The 15,321-nt window shown below is 71.8% G+C and carries 13 protein-coding genes; 10 read left to right on the top strand and 3 right to left on the bottom strand.

From position 1 onward, the window contains the following. The first annotated feature begins 33 nt into the window (after positions 1-33). The 4 genes from ACGFU6_RS31860 to ACGFU6_RS31845 all read left to right on the top strand — a co-directional run bounded on the left by ACGFU6_RS31860 (position 34) and on the right by ACGFU6_RS31845 (position 7,024). Positions 34-3,510, top strand: a complete 3,477-nt coding sequence (locus ACGFU6_RS31860) for a UvrD-helicase domain-containing protein (RefSeq protein ID WP_393615987.1) — start codon at positions 34-36, stop codon at positions 3,508-3,510. A gap of 10 nt (positions 3,511-3,520) precedes the next feature. Next, a complete protein-coding gene (locus ACGFU6_RS31855; RefSeq protein WP_393615985.1) occupies positions 3,521-4,915 on the top strand; it encodes a dipeptidase in 1,395 nt (464 codons plus the stop codon). Positions 4,916-4,959: 44 nt separating this feature from the next. Then, the gene (gene nudC, locus ACGFU6_RS31850) at positions 4,960-5,904 is read left to right on the top strand and encodes an NAD(+) diphosphatase (protein WP_123523693.1); all 945 of its coding nucleotides are present in this window, start codon (positions 4,960-4,962) and stop codon (positions 5,902-5,904) included. Between the two features lie 286 nt (positions 5,905-6,190). Next, positions 6,191-7,024 carry a bifunctional 5,10-methylenetetrahydrofolate dehydrogenase/5,10-methenyltetrahydrofolate cyclohydrolase gene (locus tag ACGFU6_RS31845; RefSeq protein ID WP_393616007.1) on the top strand — a complete coding sequence of 278 codons (834 nt, stop codon included), beginning with the start codon at positions 6,191-6,193 and terminating at the stop codon, positions 7,022-7,024. A 175-nt stretch (positions 7,025-7,199) separates the two neighbouring features. Here ACGFU6_RS31845 and ACGFU6_RS31840 read toward each other — a convergent pair whose 3' ends face one another. Further along, positions 7,200-7,442, bottom strand: coding sequence for a mycoredoxin (locus tag ACGFU6_RS31840; RefSeq protein ID WP_123523692.1), 243 nt, complete (start codon positions 7,440-7,442; stop codon positions 7,200-7,202). Positions 7,443-7,777: 335 nt separating this feature from the next. Between ACGFU6_RS31840 and ACGFU6_RS31835 the strand changes: the two genes are divergently transcribed. From ACGFU6_RS31835 to ACGFU6_RS31815, 5 genes are all read left to right on the top strand, one after another. Then, entirely contained in the window at positions 7,778-9,967 is a 2,190-nt protein-coding gene (locus ACGFU6_RS31835; RefSeq protein WP_393615983.1) for an ATP-dependent DNA helicase UvrD2, read from the top strand. A gap of 166 nt (positions 9,968-10,133) precedes the next feature. Continuing rightward, positions 10,134-10,469 (top strand): hypothetical protein, encoded by a 336-nt coding sequence (locus ACGFU6_RS31830; RefSeq protein ID WP_123523690.1) that lies wholly within the window; start codon positions 10,134-10,136, stop codon positions 10,467-10,469. A gap of 172 nt (positions 10,470-10,641) precedes the next feature. Then, positions 10,642-11,010 carry a WhiB family transcriptional regulator gene (locus ACGFU6_RS31825; protein WP_030915514.1) on the top strand — a complete coding sequence of 123 codons (369 nt, stop codon included), beginning with the start codon at positions 10,642-10,644 and terminating at the stop codon, positions 11,008-11,010. A gap of 32 nt (positions 11,011-11,042) precedes the next feature. Then, entirely contained in the window at positions 11,043-11,366 is a 324-nt protein-coding gene (locus tag ACGFU6_RS31820; protein ID WP_123527554.1) for a hypothetical protein, read from the top strand. A gap of 209 nt (positions 11,367-11,575) precedes the next feature. Further along, on the top strand, positions 11,576-11,791 hold the full coding sequence (locus ACGFU6_RS31815) for a hypothetical protein (protein WP_393615980.1): 216 nt from the start codon (positions 11,576-11,578) through the stop codon (positions 11,789-11,791). 7 nt (positions 11,792-11,798) lie between these two features. On the opposite strand, the gene ACGFU6_RS31810 is transcribed toward ACGFU6_RS31815, so the two are convergent. After that, positions 11,799-13,241: an ABC1 kinase family protein gene (locus tag ACGFU6_RS31810; protein ID WP_393615979.1), complete on the bottom strand. Its 1,443-nt coding sequence runs from the start codon at positions 13,239-13,241 to the stop codon at positions 11,799-11,801. Positions 13,242-13,275: 34 nt separating this feature from the next. After that, complete coding sequence (locus tag ACGFU6_RS31805) at positions 13,276-14,421, bottom strand: ThiF family adenylyltransferase (protein WP_393615978.1); 1,146 nt, start codon at positions 14,419-14,421, stop codon at positions 13,276-13,278. 216 nt (positions 14,422-14,637) lie between these two features. Between ACGFU6_RS31805 and ACGFU6_RS31800 the strand changes: the two genes are divergently transcribed. Further along, on the top strand, positions 14,638-15,261 hold the full coding sequence (locus tag ACGFU6_RS31800) for a M48 family metallopeptidase (protein ID WP_393615976.1): 624 nt from the start codon (positions 14,638-14,640) through the stop codon (positions 15,259-15,261). Positions 15,262-15,321 lie beyond the last annotated feature (60 nt).

The raw sequence follows: 15,321 nt of genomic DNA, 5'->3' as shown, positions 1-15,321 counted from the left end.
GGGTTGTCGGCGCAGCCGGTTAGCCTCTGTGGAGTGTCCTCACACCTCACCGATCCCGAGCAGCTCAAAGAGCTCCTCGGGATCCCCTTCACCCCGGAGCAGACGGCGTGCATCACCGCGCCGCCCGCCCCGCAGGTGATCGTCGCCGGGGCCGGGTCGGGAAAGACCACGGTCATGGCGGCCCGTGTGGTGTGGCTCGTCGGGACCGGACAGGTCGCCCCCGAACAGGTCCTCGGCCTCACCTTCACCAACAAGGCGGCCGGCGAGCTGGCGGAGCGCGTCCGCAAGGCCCTGGTCGCGGCCGGTGTCACCGACCCGGAGGCCATCGACCCGGACAACCCGCCGGGCGAGCCCAGCATCTCCACCTACCACGCCTTCGCCGGCCGGCTCCTCACCGAGCACGGGCTGCGGATAGGGCTCGAACCCACCACCCGCCTCCTCGCGGACGCCACCCGCTTTCAGCTCGCCGCCCGCGTACTGCGCGAGGCCCCCGGCCCCTACCCGGCCCTGACCAGGTCGTTCCCCACTCTGGTCAGCGATCTGCTGGCGCTGGACGCCGAGCTGGCCGAACACCTCGTACGCCCCGAACAGCTCGCGGAGTACGACACCGGACTGCTGCGCACCCTGGAGACCGCCAAGCTCAGCAACGCCGAACTGCGCAAGATCCCCGAGACCGCCGAGGCCCGCCGTGAGCTGCTCTCGCTGACCCGGCGCTACCGGGAGGCCAAGCGGAGCCGCGACCTCCTCGACTTCGGTGACCAGATCGCGCTCTCGGCGCAGCTCGCCCTCACCCGCCCCGAGGTCGGCGCGATCCTGCGCGAGGAGTACCGGGTCGTCCTGCTCGACGAGTACCAGGACACCTCCGTCGCCCAGCGCCTCCTGCTCTCCGCCCTCTTCGGCAGCGGGCCCGACGGCGTCCCGTCCGGGCACGCGGTCACCGCGGTGGGCGACCCCTGCCAGGCCATCTACGGCTGGCGCGGCGCCTCCGTGGCCAACCTCGACGACTTCCCCAGCCACTTCCCGCAGGCCGACGGCGCCCCCGCGACCCGCTACTCCCTCAGCGAGAACCGCCGCAGCGGCGGCCGCCTCCTCCACCTCGCCAACGGCCTGGCCGAGCCACTGCGCGCCATGCACGAGGGCGTCGAGGCGCTGCGCCCCGCACCGGGCGCCGAGCGCGACGGGCTCGTCCGCTGCGCCCTGCTGCGGACCCACACCGAGGAGATCGACTGGCTCGCGGACTCGATCGCCCACCTCGTACGGACCGGCAGGGCACCCGGCGAGATCGCCGTCCTGTGCCGTACCGCCGGGGACTTCCCGCAGATCCAGGCCGCCCTGGTGGCCCGGGACATCCCGGTCGAGGTCGTCGGCCTGTCCGGGCTGCTGCACCTCCCCGAGGTCGCGGACCTCGTCGCGGTCTGCGAGGTCCTCCAGGACCCGGGGGCCAACGCGTCCCTGGTCCGGCTGCTCACCGGCCCCCGCTGGCGCATCGGCCCCCGCGACCTGGCGCTGCTCGGCCGCCGGGCCCGCCTCCTCGTCCACCGGGCCTCCCACGGCGACGACGAGGACTTCGACCCCGACCGCCGCCTCGCCGAGGCCGTCGAGGGCATCGACCCGGCCGAGGTGATCTCCCTGGCCGACGCCCTGGACACCTTCCTCGACTCCGGCGGCGACGAGGACGACCGGCTGCCGTTCTCCACCGAGGCCCGCATCCGCTTCGCCCGCCTCGCCACCGAACTGCGCGACCTGCGCCGCTCGCTCTCCGACCCCCTGATGGACGTACTGCACCGGGTCCTGAGCACCACCGGACTGGAGGTCGAGCTCTCCGCCTCCCCGCAGGCCCTGGCCGCCCGCCGCCGCGAGACCCTCGCCAACTTCCTCGACGTCGCGGCCCGCTTCGCCGCCGTCGACGGGGAGGCCACGCTCCTCGCCTTCCTCGGCTTCCTGCGCACCGCCGCCCAGTACGAGAAGGGCCTGGACAACGCGCTGCCCGGCGGTGAGAACACCGTCAAGGTCCTCACCGCCCACAAGTCCAAGGGCCTCGAATGGGACGTCGTCGCCGTGCCGGGACTGGTCGCCGGCCAGTTCCCCAGCGGCCAGTCCCGCGACGCCTGGACCTCCCAGTCCAAGGTCCTCCCGCACGCCCTGCGCGGCGACACGGCCACCCTGCCCGTCGTCCACTCCTTCGACGCCAAGGGCCTCAAGGGTTTCAAGGAGGAGATGAAGGAGCACCAGCACACCGAGGAGCTGCGCCTCGGATACGTCACCTTCACCCGGCCCCGCACCCTGCTGCTCGGCTCCGGCCACTGGTGGGGGCCCAGCCAGAAGAAGACCCGCGGCCCGTCCGGCTTCCTGCACGCGCTGTACGAGCACTGCGCGGCCGGCCACGGCGAGATCGAGGTGTGGGCGGACGAGCCGGCCGAGGACGAGGAGAACCCGGCCCTGGCCGAGTCCGCGGCCGACCACGCCTGGCCGCTGCCGCTGGACGACACCGCGCTGGCCCGCCGCAGGGCCGCCGCCGAAACGGTGCTGGCCCACCTGACCGCGCTGGCCGGGGCGGGGCCGGCGCCTGATGGGTACGAGGCGGCGCGGCACGGAGCGGCGCCGCGTCATGGAGCGGCGGAGCCACTGCCGGACGAGCTGCCGCCGGACGAGCCGCCCTTCGACGATGCGGAGCTGTTCCCCGAGGACGACCCCTTCCTGGACGAGGCACCGGCCCCCGACGGCACCCCGCACGACACCCCGGGCCCGCACGGCATCCCGGGCCCGCACATCCCCGCGGCCCGGACGCCCGAGCAGGGCCCCCCGCGCCTCACCCCCGAGGAGTCCCGCACCCTCGGCTCCTGGGACCGCGATCTCGACGCCCTCGCCGGGGAGCTGCGCCGGGCCCGCGCCACCGTGCGCGACGTCCTCGTCCCCGCCTCGCTCTCCGCCACCCAGCTGATGCGCCTGGCCGACGACCCGGACGGCTTCGCCCAGGAGCTGGCCCGGCCCATGCCCCGCCCCCCGCAGCCCGCCGCCCGCCGGGGCACCCGCTTCCACGCCTGGGTCGAGTCCCGCTTCGAGGAGCTGCCGCTGCCCATGCTCGGCCCCGACGAGCTGCCCGGCGGCGAGGAGAACGAGGCCGACATCGCCGACGAGCACGACCTCGCGCTGCTCAAGGAGGCCTTCGAGCGCACCCCGTACGCCCGCCGCACCCCGTACCGCGTCGAGACGCCGTTCCAGATCACGCTGGCCGGCCGGATCGTCCGGGGCCGGATCGACGCGGTGTACCGGACCGGGGACACGTACGAGATCGTCGACTGGAAGACCAGCCGCACCAACACCGCCGACCCCCTCCAGCTCGCCGTCTACCGCCTCGCCTGGGCCGAACTGCACGGACTGCCGCTCACCGACGTGACGGCCACGTTCCTCTTCGTCCGCACCGGCGACAGCGTCCGGCCGGCCCGCCTCCCGGGCCGTCCGGAGCTGGAGCGCATCCTCCTGGACGAGCCACCTCCCGCGGCCGGATAAGCTGAAGGTCATGAGCGACACCCCGGACAGCGCCGTCCGTACGTACACCGAGCAGCACCGCGCGGCCTTCCTCGACGACCTCGCGGAGTGGCTGCGCATCCCGTCCGTATCCGCGCAGCCGGAGCACGACGGGGACGTACGGCGCAGCGCCGAGTGGCTTTCCGCCAAGCTCAAGGAGACCGGCTTCCCGGTCACCGAGGTCTGGCAGACGGACGGTGCGCCCGCCGTCTTCGCCGAGTGGCCGTCCGAGGATCCGGACGCCCCGACCGTCCTGGTGTACGGACACCACGACGTCCAGCCCGCCGCCCGCGAGGACGGCTGGGACACCGAGCCGTTCGAGCCGGTGATCCGGGACGGCAGGATGTACGGGCGCGGCGCGGCCGACGACAAGGGGCAGGTGTTCTTCCACACCCTCGGCGTCCGGGCCCACCTCGCCACCACCGGCCGCACCACCCCCGCCGTGCACCTCAAGCTCCTCGTCGAGGGCGAGGAGGAGTCGGGCTCCCCGCACTTCCGCGCCCTGGTCGAGCAGCGGTCGGACCGGCTCACCGCCGACGCCGTGATCGTCTCCGACACCGGCATGTGGGACGAGACCACCCCGACCGTCTGCACCGGTATGCGCGGCCTGGCCGAGTGCGAGATCGAGCTGCGCGGCCCCGGGCAGGACATCCACTCCGGCTCGTTCGGCGGCGCGGTCCCCAACCCGGCGACCGAGATCGCCCGGCTCGTCGCGGCGCTCCACGACCCGGACGGCCGGGTCGCGGTCCCCGGCTTCTACGACGGCGTGGCCGAACTGACGACCACCGAACGCGAGCTCTTCGCCGCACTGCCCTTCGACGAGGCCACCTGGCTGCGCACCGCCAGGTCGCAGGCCGCCTCCGGCGAAGCCGGCTACTCCACCCTGGAGCGCATCTGGGCCCGTCCCACCGCCGAGGTCAACGGCATCGGGGGCGGCTACCAGGGCGCCGGAAGCAAGACGATCATCCCGTCCTCCGCCCTGGCCAAGATCAGCTTCCGCCTGGTCGCGGGGCAGGACCCGGACCGCGTCCAGGACGCGGTACGCGCCTGGGCCGAGGCCCGCATCCCGGCCGGGATCGGCCACCGGATCACCTTCCTGCCCGCCACCCGCCCCTGCCTCACCCCGCTGGACCACCCCGCCCTCCAGGCCGTCGCCCGTGCCATGGGACGGGCCTTCGGCAAGAAGATCCTCTTCACCCGCGAAGGAGGCTCGGGACCCGCCGCCGACCTGCAGGACGTGCTCGGCGCCCCCGTCCTCTTCCTCGGCATCTCCGTACCGTCCGACGGCTGGCACGCCCCCAACGAGAAGGTCGAACTCGACCTGCTGCTCAAGGGCGTGGAGACCACCGCCCACCTCTGGAGCGAACTGGCGGCCGCACTCCGCTGAATCCTCTGAACACCCGATCCATCCCGGGGGAGTAGGAAGCACCTGTGAGCACCTTCGACAACGCCACCACCGACCGGCCCATCGGCCTGACCGCGCCCAGCGGCATCGACCGCGCCGCGCACCACCGTCTCGACGAGGCCTGGCTGGCCGCCGCATGGAGTCACCCGACGACCCGGGTCTTCGTCGTCTCCGGCGGGCAGGTGCTGATCGACGACACCGCCGACGGCACCGAACTCGTGATGACCCCCGCCTTCGAGGCGCCCGTCACCGAGACCCACCGCTACTTCCTCGGCACCGACGAGGACGGCGTCAGCTACTTCGCCCTCCAGAAGGACTCGCTGCCCGGCCGCATGGACCAGTCGGCCCGTCCCGCCGGGCTCCGCGAGGCGGGGCTGCTCCTCGGCGCCCGCGACGCCGGACTGATGGTGCACGCGGTGGCGCTGGAGAACTGGCAGCGGCTGCACCGCTTCTGCTCCCGCTGCGGCGAACGCACGGTCATCGCGGCGGCCGGACACATCCGCCGCTGCCAGGCCTGCGGCGCGGAGCACTACCCGCGCACCGACCCCGCGGTCATCATGCTCGTCACCGACGACCAGGACCGCGCCCTGCTGGGCCGCCAGGTCCACTGGCCCGAGGGCCGCTTCTCGACCCTGGCCGGATTCGTCGAGCCGGGCGAATCGATCGAGCAGTCCGTGGCTCGCGAGGTGTTCGAGGAAGCCGGCATCACGGTGGGCGAGGTGGAGTACGTCGCCAGCCAGCCCTGGCCCTTCCCGTCCAGCCTGATGCTCGGCTTCATGGCACGGGCCACGACGTTCGACATCAACGTCGACGGCGAGGAGATCGAGGAGGCGCGCTGGTTCTCCCGCGAGGAGCTGACCGCCGCCTTCGAGTCGGGCGAGATCCTGCCCCCGTTCGGCATCTCGATCGCGGCCCGGCTGATCGAGATCTGGTACGGGAAGCCCCTCCCGAGGCCGCGCAGCGCAGGCTGACACCGGAGCGAGCAGCCGGTACCGGAGCGAGAACGCGAGCCCGGGGAGCGCGGGCCGCGCTCCCCGGGCTTGCTCGCGTGGCTCTACAGTGGACGCGGGCCGTGACTGGCGCTGAGGTGGAGCACCACCGGGGAGCGGCCGCAGAGAACAACGGCAGTCCGCGGGACTGCCGAAGCCGTGCGCCTGGGCGACCGACCACGACCCGCGATCCCCGCGGCCCCGGTGGCCGACGCGATCGCCCGAGCGCCCAGGAGTACCAGTGAACGCGACTCAGACGGCTCAGTTGATGGACGGCACCGGCCTCGCCCGCCGGAGCGTCGAGGAGACCACCGCCGCGGCTGCGGAGATCCGGCTGCGCACCGGAACCCCGCCCTGCCTGGCCACCGTCCTCGTCGGTGAGGACCCGTCCTCGGTGACGTACGTCAAGATGAAGCGCAACCGGTGCGCGCGGGCGGGTATCGAGTCCCGGCACGTGGCCCTTCCGGCCGGCTCCACCACCGAGGACGTGGTCGCCGCGGTGACCACGCTGTCGAAGGACCCGGGCGTGCACGGCATCCTGCTGCAGCACCCGATGGGCCCGCACATCGACGAACGGGCCGCCTTCGAGGCGATTGCCCCGGAGAAGGACGTCGACGGCGTCACCATGCACTCCTTCGCGGCGATGGGTTTCGGCCTCCCCGGATTCGTCTCCTGCACCCCGGGCGGCATCATGCGGCTGCTCGACGCGTACGAGGTGGACCTCGCGGGCAAGCACGCGGTGGTCGTGGGACGCAGCGCCATCCTGGGCAAGCCCGCCGGGATGCTCCTGCTGGGCCGCAACGCCACGGTGACGTACTGCCACTCGCACACCGCCGACCTCTCCTCGATCGTGCGGCAGGCGGACGTCCTGGTCGCCGCGGTCGGCCGGCCGCGCTTCATCACCGGTGCCGACATCAAGCCGGGCGCGGTGGTGATCGACGCGGGCTACAACGAGGGCAACGTCGGTGACGTCGATTTCGGGACAGCGGCCGAGCGAGCGAGCCTGATCACCCCGGTCCCCGGCGGTGTCGGCCCGATGACCATCGCCGTCCTCCTCGAACAGACGGTGGCGGCGGCGTCCCGCCAGCTCGGCCTGAGCTGAACCCGGCACACAGCCGCACTCCGGCACACAGCCGTACCCCGGCACACAGCCGCACTCCGGCACACAGCCGTACCCCGGCACACAGCCGTACCCCGGCACACAGCCGCCCGCCGCTTCCGGTCCGTGTCGACCGGAAGCGGCGGGCGGGCGCGCTCAGGGGTGGGGTTCGGCGCGGTCAGGCGCCGACCTTCTGCTTCACCTGGGCCAGCGAAGGATTCGTCAGCGTCGAACCGTCCGGGAAGAGAACGGTCGGGACCGTCTGGTTCCCGCCGTTCGCCTTCTCGACGAAGGCCGCGGAGTCCGGGTCGTGCTCGATGTTGATCTCGGTGTACGCGATGCCCTCGCGGTCCATCTGGCCCTTGAGCCGACGGCAGTATCCGCACCACGTGGTGCTGTACATCGTCACAGTGCCCGGCATGTCTACGCGCTCCTCTGTCTCATCGGTCTCGGCAATCCCGCCACATCCCCGTCCCGGTCTCCTCCGTCACACTCCACCCTTCACGCACCACCCGCCGCGTGGTTCGCGGCGGGCGTCAGGCATCGGGTGTCACGCGCTGAGGTCCCGGGATCCGGGACGTGCGTTGCCGCACGACAGGGGAACGTACGTGACCTGCCCACCATTCCCGGCGCCGCTCCTGGCAGCGCTCCCGGCGCCGGTCGCGATTGGTGCGACCAGTGCGACCAGTACGACAGATGCGGCACCCCTGTGGACAACTTCCGCGTCCGCCCCTTTCGACCTGGCAGCATGGCGGGGTGACATCAGCAACGCATTCCACCCTCTTCCCTCAGGTCCCCGACTCCGCCGACGCCGTCCTCGACGGGCTCGACCCCGAGCAGCGCGAGGTCGCCATGGCCCTGCAGGGCCCGGTATGCGTGCTGGCCGGAGCCGGTACGGGCAAGACGCGGGCCATCACGCACCGCATCGCCTACGGGGTGCGCGCCGGGATCATCCAGCCGACGAGTGTGCTCGCCGTCACGTTCACCAACCGGGCCGCCGGAGAGATGCGGGGACGGCTGCGCCAGCTCGGAGCGGGCGGGGTGCAGGCGCGCACGTTCCACTCCGCGGCCCTGCGCCAGCTCCAGTACTTCTGGCCGAAAGCAGTCGGTGGCGATCTGCCCCGGCTGCTGGAGCGCAAGGTCCAGCTGGTGGCCGAGGCCGCGGCCCGCTGCGGCATCCGGCTCGACCGCAACGAGCTGCGCGATGTCACGAGCGAGATCGAGTGGGCCAAGGTCACCCAGACCGTGCCCGCCGACTACCCGGCCGTGGTCGCCAAATCCCAGCGCGACGCCCCGCGCGATCCCGCCGAGATCTCCCAGGTCTACGCGACGTACGAGCAGCTGAAGCGGGACCGCACGGTGATCGACTTCGAGGACGTGCTGCTCCTGACCGTGGGCATCCTCCAGGACCGGCACGACATCGCCGACCACGTGCGCCGGCAGTACCAGCACTTCGTCGTCGACGAGTACCAGGACGTCAGCCCGCTCCAGCAGCGGCTGCTCGACCTCTGGCTGGGCGACCGGGACAACCTCTGCGTCGTCGGTGACGCCAGCCAGACCATCTACTCCTTCACCGGAGCCACCCCCGACCACCTGCTGAACTTCCGCACCCGCCACCCCCGGGCCACTGTCGTCAAGCTCGTCCGGGACTACCGCTCGACGCCCCAGGTGGTCCACCTGGCCAACGGGCTGCTCGGCCAGGCCCGGGGCAGGGCCGCCGAGCACCGGCTCGAACTGGTCTCGCAGCGCGAGCGCGGCCCCGAGCCGGCCTACACGGAGTACGCGGACGAGCCCGCCGAGGCCGAGGGCACCGCCCGCCGTATCCGCGACCTGATCGCGGCAGGCGTCCCGGCGGGCGAGATCGCGGTGCTCTACCGGGTCAACTCCCAGTCCGAGGTCTACGAGCAGGCCCTGGCCGACGCGGGGGTGCCGTACCAGCTGAGGGGCGCCGAGCGGTTCTTCGAACGCGCGGAGGTACGGGAAGCGGGCGTCGCCCTGCGCGGCGCGGCCCGCGCGGGCGGCAACGACTCCCTGCTCGACGATGCGCAGGGGCTGCCCGCCGAGGTCCGCGCCGTGCTGTCCACCAAGGGCTGGCGGAGCGAGCCGCCGACCGGCTCCGGGGCGGTGCGCGACCGCTGGGAGTCGCTGGCCGCACTGGTCAGGCTCGCCGAGGACTTCGAGCGGGCCAGGCCGGGTGCGACCCTCTCCGACCTGGTCGCCGAGCTGGACGAGCGGGCCGCCGCCCAGCACGCCCCCACGGTCCAGGGAGTCACCCTGGCCTCGCTGCACTCCGCGAAGGGCCTGGAGTGGGATGCCGTGTTCCTGGTCGGACTGACCGAGGGCATGATGCCGATCACCTACGCCAAGACGGACGAGCAGATCGAGGAGGAGCGCCGGCTGCTGTACGTCGGTGTCACCCGGGCACGCTTCCATCTCTCGCTGTCGTGGTCGCTGGCCCGCTCGCCCGGCGGCCGGGCCGGCCGCCGCCCGAGCCGCTTCCTGAACGGACTGCGTCCCGGCTCGGCGGCGCCGGGAGCCAGGGGTGCCGCGGGCGGCAGCGGCGGCATCGAGCGGCCGCTGGCGGCCCGGCGCAAGCGGCGCGGGCCCGCGCTGTGCAGGGTGTGCGGCAAGACCCTCACCGACGCGGGCGAGATGAAGCTGATGCGCTGTGACGACTGCCCGTCCGACATGGACGAGGCGCTGTACGAGCGGCTCCGCGACTGGCGCGCGGTCCGGGCGCAGGAGATCAGCCAGCCCGCCTACTGCGTGTTCACCGACAAGACGCTGATGGCCATCGCGGAGGCCGTGCCCGGCAGCGAGGGCGAGCTGGCCGGGATCCCCGGGGTCGGCGCGCGGAAGCTGGGCCGGTTCGGAGCTGCGGTGCTGGACATCTGCGCAGGTGGGGACGGGGTGGAGGAGCCTGCCGAGGCCGACGAGCAGGTGTGAGAAAAACTCGTCGAAAAAATAGTTTGCGCCTGCCCCAGTAATCACCATAGGTTCTTAACCACGGGAACAGCGACTTCTCTGAAGCCCTGATCCTGTGCTGTACTTATCCGAATACGTAGGACCGGCTCGGTCGGTCCGCTCTAGACGCCGAGAGGAGGCGATTGAAGTGATCAACATCATCGAGACCAACAAAATGACCGATCTCTCGGTCGTCTCCGCCTGCTCGCTCGGCCTCGCCCACTCTTCGACGTCTTCCCTGCGTGGCACCGGTATGTCCGGCATTTCCGCCGTCAGCCCGCTGTCCCTGGTGAGCCTTCCCGAGCGGGAGCGTAATGAGCGACCGACCCAGGCACCGGCAGCAGCAGTAGCGAAGGGACAGGCCCAGGCCTATGCCTTTGCGGCCGTCGGTGCGGGAGCGGAAGCCGGAGCCAAGAAGCAGACGACGCACCACCACACGATGTGGGCCTTCCGTGGGCCTGAACCCTGGAGAGATCCAGCCTGATCGACAGTCAGGCCGGCGCCTTCAGGGCCGCGGAACCCCACTCGGGATCCGCGGCCCTTTTGTTTTGTCCGAACGGACGAGACAGCACGAAGGAGCCTCGGGACAAGCAACACCTGGTACCAGCCGCCCCCGGCCAACAGGCCGGAAACGACCAGACGAGGACACCACCACCGTGCAACTCGAAGCGCACGCCCCGTCCGTCCCGCCTTCCGAAACGATCCCCCCGCCCGGCCTCACGGAGGACTCCACCTTGATCCCGCTCACTGCGCTCACCGCGCTCGACGACGCCATCGAGAACCTCGGCGTACCCGTTCCCTGCCGCTCTTACGACCCCGAGGTCTTCTTCGCCGAGTCCCCGGCCGACGTCGAGTACGCCAAGTCCCTCTGCCGCACCTGCCCGCTCGTCGAGGCCTGCCTCGCCGGCGCCAAGGAGCGCCGCGAGCCGTGGGGTGTCTGGGGTGGCGAGCTCTTCATCCAGGGCGTCGTCGTCGCTCGCAAGCGGCCGCGTGGCCGTCCGCGCAAGAACCCGGTCGCGGCGTGATCGCCGGCCTGGGAGCTACGGCCCCCAAACCCATGAAGCGCATCGGAACCATCGACCGTCCCCAGACCCACGACCCGCGAAACCAGGAACCAATGACCATCCCCACGAGGGAGCCCGTCGGCTCCGCGACACCGGACGTCACCATCATCGGCGCGAACGACTCGCGTCAGAACAGGACCCGTGAGATGCAACTCATCCCAGAAGCCCTGGCTCGTGCTCATATGCACGACCGCCTGCGGGAAGCCGACGCGGATCGTCAGGCCGTGCGCCTGATCAACGCGCGGCGGATGCAGCGCCGGGCCGAGCGCGCCTCGATGCGTGCCCGGCGTGCGCTGGCCATGGCGGTCATGCACTGAGCCGAGCAGGACAGAACACCGCAGGACAGAACACCGCAGGACAGAACACCAGCAGTACCGCTGCGGGGCAGCCGCTCTCTGACCCGCAGCGCGCAGTACCCAGCAGCCACATCACCACCCCTGCCTCGGGGCCGGTCCACGCGGACCGGCCCCGAGGCCGTGCTGTGTGGTGCCGTGCCGGACAGGGCCGGTGGAGATATCGTCAGGAGGTGGACGAGGAGACTCAGCGCCCCGAAGCAGTGAGCACGCAGAGCGGCGCCGCGGGCGTCGTATGCGCCCTGTGCGGCACCGGATCCGGGAGCGACGACGCACCGCCGACCTGGCTCTGTTCCGTGGAACACGGCAGCCGGCGCTACTTCTGCGACAACTGCGCCCGCACCCACATCCGGGCCATCGAGGGCCGGCTCGACTCCGACTGGTGGTGAGCGGCCGCTATTTGGCGAGCTCGGACGCCGCTTCCCCCGGCAACTCCTCCTCGGCCCACTCCTCCGCAGCCCACTCCTCCTCTTCCTCCGGCAGGAACCCCGGTAGCCAGGACTCGAGTTCCTCGCGCAGCCGGACCGTCGCGCCGAGCTGGCACAGCACCCCGATCGTGCTCAACGTCACACGGTGTATGAGCAGATAGGCGGGCGGCAGATTCAACTGCTTGCCCAACTGGTGGGCGGGAGAACGCGGATCCGCTATCCGGGCGGCCTGACTGCGCATCCAGCCCCGGCTGAACGCGAACTCCTCCACCAGGGCGGGTTCGATGATCGGCTGGAGGTAGTCGAGCACCGCGTCCGGGGCGAGGTCGATCGACTCCTTGACGAACCCCTCCTCGCGCAACAGCGCGTACACCGCGTCCGCGTCGCCCTGGAGCGTGAGACGCAACGAGTCCCCGATGGTCTGCGGAAGCCCGCCCGGCAGCCGGTCCACCGTCCCGAAGTCAAGGACACCGAGCCGCCACCGGTCAGACTCGGGGGCCGCGGCACCGTCGCTGTCAGCCGTGCCGGCCGCGTCCGGCGGCAGCAGGCGGAAGTTGCCGGGGTGCGGGTCCGCGTGCAGCAGCCCGGTGCGCGCGGGGCCGGAGAAGAGGAACCGGGCCAGCAGCTGTCCGGCCCGGTCCCGCTGCTCAGCGGTTCCACCGGCGATCACATCGGCCAGCGGCACCCCGTCGATCCACTCCGTGACCAGCACCTGATCGGACTGGTGGACCACTCCCGGGACCACGACATCGGGATCGTCCGCGAACTCCTCGGCGTGCTCGCGCTGCGACTGCGCCTCCTGCTCGTAGTCCAGCTCCTCCGACACCCGGTCACGGAGCTCCGTGATCAGCGGTTTGATGTCCATGCCCGGAATCAGCGGGCCGAGCAGCCGGGCGAACCGGCTGAGCTGGGTCAGATCCGAGAGCAGCGCCTCCCCGGCTCCCGGATACTGCACCTTCACCGCGACGTTGCGCCCGTCGTGCCACACCGCCCTGTGCACCTGCCCGATCGAGGCGGCGGCCGACGGCTTGTCCTCGAAGGTCAGGAAAAGCTCCCGCCAGTCCTCGCCGAGCCGCTCGGCCAGTACCGCGTGGACCGTGCTGCTCGGCATCGGAGGGGCAGCCTCCTGCAGCTTGGTGAGGGCCGCGCGGTAGGGGCCGGCGACTTCTTCGGGGAGGGCGGACTCGAAGACGGACAGCGCCTGTCCGAGCTTCATCGCCCCGCCCTTCAGCTCGCCCAGGACCTTGAAGAGCTGGTCGGCGGTGCGCTGCTGTACCTCGCGGGCGACCAGCTCCGCGGACTTCCCGCCGATGCGCTTGCCCAGCCCCCACGTGGCGCGGCCCGCGAACCCCAAAGGCAGCGCTGCCAGCTTGGCGGTTCGGGTGACCGCCTTCCGGGGAAGATCAGACATAAACCCCTCCAAATCCCAGACTGCCGTGCGGCGGCTACCCGGCCATTGTGTCGTGCGCCGTGCCGGCCCCGGAGGTGCGCACCCCTTCAGTGTGCCCACCCGCTCCACAGGAACAGTCGAGGTGTGCCCGGATCGGCTCCGACCGCCAGTCCAACAGCGGCAGGGCGGCTTCCCACCGGGCCCCGGTGCAGGCCGGCAGTTCCCCGTCGAGGAAGGACAGGGCGTGGGCGGCGGCCATACCCGCCACCGCGGTGGCCAGGCCCAGGTCGCAGGCCTGTACGGCGCTGCGCCGCCCGGACTGCCACTGGGCCAGCATCCGCGGCCACTGCGGGTCCCGGCCGCGCCGGTTCAGATCGAGGCACCCCGCGCACGCCGTGCCGCCCGGCAGCACCAGGGGCCCGACGAATCCGGTGGCCTCGATGACACCGGCGTAGAGGTGGGGTGTGCCCGAGGCGATCCACGGCTCGGCGGTGCGCGGATCGGGGATGTACGCGGAGAGGCTCTCGCGAGGGGCCACCACGATCAGGGACAGCCCGGGCTCGCCGCTCGCAGGCAGGCCCGGCGGCTGGGCCGTTCGCCGCGCCGGGCCGGGAGCCGAGCGCCGGACCAACTGGCGGGCCGAGGTGTCCCGGCGCTCTCCCGCCGCCGAGGACGGCAGACCCCCGGGCGAGACGTCACCCGGCTCGGCGGTGCCGCCGTCCAGAACCTCGACGTGCCCCACCCCGGAGCCGGAAAGCACCGCGGCGACGGCCGCACCTACCCGGCCGGCGCCCCGGACCTGGACGCGCATGGAGCGGCGGGCGGCCATCCGCCGCATCCCGCCGCCGGGCTCGGGATGCACGACGGAGAGGGACGCGAGGTCGGGCCGGTGACGCTCCATGGCCTCCGCCCTGTTCCGTAACGCATCGGCTTCCGGACCGCCGGCCCTCACGTCGTCGATGAGTCCCGCGTCCAGCAGGCGCATGACGAGGGTGTCCACATGCTGTTCGGTGAGATCCAGAGCCCTGGCCTCTTCGCGCAACAGCGGCATCCCGCGTGTTCCGTCGAGGAGCTCCAGGAAACTGCCGGTCGCGAGGTCCACCGGGCCGACCTTCACCGCATGGGCGGGCGTCACGCCGAATTGGACGGTGCCGCTGCCGCGCCATGCGCGGCGCAACGCGGGCTTCAACATCGGATGCATGGTTTTCCCCCGGTCGGTGTCTGTGCGCGGTCCGTGTGTGGTCTGTGCGTCTGCGCGAGATCCATTGCCAGAATGCACCGGGACGCAGGAGCGGGTGGAAAGTTATCCACAGGCGGGGGGTATTAGTCGTTCAAATGGTGCACGCCGTGGGGCGGATCATGTGTGAACCGTTCGGGAGACGGGACTTCCCCCACCGGCAACGGGTAACGTCGTGACGTGCCCGCCGACCCGTCGCCCGGCTTCGCCGGGGAGACCCCTGCGCGCAGCGCCGGAATCCAGCAGCGCAGCGCGGCAGACCATCCGCCCCGCGGCTCGACGACGAGCGCGGTCGAGGTCCGCAGGAGTTCCCGCCGCAACAGAACGGTCTCCGCGTACCGGGAGGGTGACCGCACGATCGTGCTGATCCCCGCCCGGATGTCCGAGGCCGAGGAACAGCGCTGGGTGAGTGTCATGCTCGACAAGCTGGCCGCCCAGGAGAGCAGACGCATTCTCGGTGACAGCGAACTCGCCGAGCGGGCGGAGCGGCTGTCCGCGCAGTACTTCGACGGCCGGGCCAGACCCGTCTCGGTCCGGTGGGTGACCAACCAGAACACCCGGTGGGGATCCTGTACCCCGGCCGAGGGCAGCATCCGTCTGTCGCACCGGCTGCAGGGCATGCCTGAGTACGTCGTCGACTACGTGCTCGTCCACGAACTGGCCCATCTCCTGGTGCCCGGACACGGTCCGCGGTTCTGGCGGCTCCTGGACGCCTACCCCCGTACCGAGCGGGCGCGCGGCTATCTCGAAGGGGTGGTGGCGGCGGACCGGCTGCCGCATCTGCCCGCCGCGCGGGACGAGTGACGTTCGGCGATTCTGTACCGGGTCTGTACCGGCTTGGTCCGGGGCGGGACTTTGCGGTTA

The organism is Streptomyces sp. NPDC048462, from assembly GCF_043200175.1.
Taxonomy (GTDB): domain Bacteria; phylum Actinomycetota; class Actinomycetes; order Streptomycetales; family Streptomycetaceae; genus Streptomyces.
The sequence above is the reverse complement of the archived record's forward strand: the minus strand, read 5'-3'. Positions and strand labels throughout refer to the sequence as shown.

Bases quoted from the DNA above. Each gene is read 5' to 3' on its own strand.
- ACGFU6_RS31805 (WP_393615978.1), bottom strand. From the start codon at position 14,421: ATGCATCCGATGTTGAAGCCCGCGTTGCGCCGCGCATGGCGCGGCAGC.
- ACGFU6_RS31845 (WP_393616007.1), top strand. From the start codon at position 6,191: ATGGACGGCACCGGCCTCGCCCGCCGGAGCGTCGAGGAGACCACCGCC.
- ACGFU6_RS31820 (WP_123527554.1), top strand. From the start codon at position 11,043: ATGAAGCGCATCGGAACCATCGACCGTCCCCAGACCCACGACCCGCGA.
- ACGFU6_RS31855 (WP_393615985.1), top strand. From the start codon at position 3,521: ATGAGCGACACCCCGGACAGCGCCGTCCGTACGTACACCGAGCAGCAC.
- ACGFU6_RS31840 (WP_123523692.1), bottom strand. From the start codon at position 7,442: ATGCCGGGCACTGTGACGATGTACAGCACCACGTGGTGCGGATACTGC.
- ACGFU6_RS31810 (WP_393615979.1), bottom strand. From the start codon at position 13,241: ATGTCTGATCTTCCCCGGAAGGCGGTCACCCGAACCGCCAAGCTGGCA.